Source organism: Streptomyces sp. UH6 (assembly GCF_013421635.1).
GTDB classification, from domain to species: Bacteria; Actinomycetota; Actinomycetes; order Streptomycetales; family Streptomycetaceae; genus Streptomyces; species Streptomyces abyssomicinicus.
The window spans coordinates 1-2,001 of the sequence record NZ_JACADT010001014.1; the positions used below are offsets into that span (position 1 = coordinate 1).

Consider the following 2,001-nt stretch of genomic DNA (forward strand, 5'->3'; position numbering starts at 1 on the left):
TCACCCCGTGGGACGGCCAGGACTTCGCCGAGGTCTGGGGCAAGGAGTGGACCGAGGCGCGGGACGTCACCGACCGGCAGATCGTCGCCGAGACCCCGGCGGGCAAGGCGCTGCACGCGCTGCGGCGGGTGATCACGGGGCACGCGCCGACGGCGCGGGCGGTGACGGTGCGGCAGGTCGAGCGGGAACGGTGGTCCGCGTCCGACCTGGCCCACGGCGTCCCCCCGGGTCACGCGGTCCTCTCCCTCACCACGGCCGCGGGCGAGCACGCGCCTCCGCTGCTGACCGACCTGCGCGCCTGACGGCCGGGGACGCCCTTCTCTCAGGACGCCGGCGTCCCGCCCTGGAACCTCTCCAGGTCCGCGGCACGTGTCTGGATCATGAGCACGGCGACCAGGGCCGCCAGCGCCGCCATCAGGGCGGCGGCGACGAACGCCGAGGTGATGCCGGCGGCGAGTGTCTCCTCCCGCAGCTGGGGAGGCAACGCGCCGGTCTGCCGGAACCGCTGCCGTTCCTCCGGCGTGGCACGGGCGAGGAACGCGCGGACGAGGTCCTCGGCCTTGTGGCGACTGCTGGTGCTGAAGACGGTCACGAGGATGGACAGGCCGAGGGAGCCTCCGACCTGCTGGGTCACGTTGAGCACCCCGGAGGCGGCGCCGGACTCCTTCTCGGCCACGTTGGAGACGGCCATCAGCGTGAGGGAGACGAACTCGAACCCCATGCCGAAGCCGAACACGAGCATCGGTCCGAGGATGCCGCCGACGTAGCTGCTGGTGACCTCGAGGCGGGAGAGCCATGCGAGGCCGGCCGCGGCGAGGACGGCTCCGGACACCATCACGATCTTGGGCCCGGTTCTCGGCAGCAGCTGGGAGGCGACCGCGGCACTGACCGCGATGACGGCGCTCACCGGCAGGAAGGCCAGGCCCGCCCTGAGCGGGCTGAACCCCATGACGTCCTGCACGAAGAGGGTCAGGAAGAAGAACATGCCGAACATCGCCGCCGCGAGGCAGAGCATGATCGCGTAGGTGCCGGACCGGTTGCGGTCGCGGAACAGCCGCAGCGGCGTGATCGGCTGCCGTGACGTGCGCTCGACGAGGACGAAGGCCCCCAGGAGGACGACCGCGACGGCGAAGGCGGTGACGGTGAGGGGGTCGGACCAGCTCTTCTCCCCGGCACGGATGAACCCGTACACCAGCGCGACCATGCCGAGTGTCGAGATGCAGGCCCCGAGCACGTCGAACCGTCCTGGCCGGCGTTCCGACTCCCGGATGTGGCGCCGGGTGGCGAGGACGATGAGCAGGCCGATCGGGACGTTGACGAAGAAGATCCAGCGCCAGGTCAGCCATTCGACGAGCACGCCTCCCGCCAGCAGCCCGATCGCGCCGCCCCCCGCGGACACCCCGGCGAACACGGCGAACGCCCGGTTGCGTTCCCGTCCCTCGTCGAAGATGGTCGCGATGAGCGCCAGCGCGGTCGGCGAGGCGACGGCGCCGCCCAGGCCCTGCAGGGCGCGGGCGGCCAGCAGCTGCCAGGGCTCCTGCGCGAGGCCGCACAGCAGCGACGCGAGGGTGAAGAGCGACACGCCGAACGTGAACATCGCACGGCGGCCGAGGATGTCACCCGATCGGCCGCCCAGCAGGAGCAGCCCGCCGAAGGTGAGGGTGTAGGCGTTGATCACCCAGGAGAGGTTCGCCGTGGTGAAGTCGAGCGCCGACTGGATGTGCGGCAGGGCGATGTTGACGATGGTGATGTCCAGGACGACCATCAGCTGGAGCGAGGCGATCACCAGGAGCGGGACGAGCTTGTTGCCGCTCCCCGGAGCCGCCCCGTCGGTGCCTGGCCGGTGCCCCCTCACGCTCGGCACCACCGTCGGCCCCGTTCACTGCCGGCACCGGCCGGAAGCCGGTTCGCGCAGGTCGGCGGCCTTGTCCTCAGAGGCGGGGGCGGGCTCTCCATGGGGTCGACGCTACGGCCGGCCCCTCGCCCGGGCGACCGGTGCGG

The 2,001-nt window shown here is 72.1% G+C and carries 1 protein-coding gene and 1 pseudogene; one reads left to right on the top strand and one right to left on the bottom strand.

Translation table 11 applies throughout. The features are described 5' to 3' along the window. Nucleotides 1-302: pseudogene (locus HW445_RS28650) on the top strand (ATP-binding protein); the annotation flags it as partial. A 20-nt stretch (nucleotides 303-322) separates the two neighbouring features. On the opposite strand, the gene HW445_RS28655 reads toward HW445_RS28650, so the two are convergent. Next, nucleotides 323-1,765, bottom strand: coding sequence for an MFS transporter (locus HW445_RS28655; RefSeq protein ID WP_180223753.1), 1,443 nt, complete (start codon nucleotides 1,763-1,765; stop codon nucleotides 323-325). Between the last annotated feature and the right edge of the window lie 236 nt (nucleotides 1,766-2,001).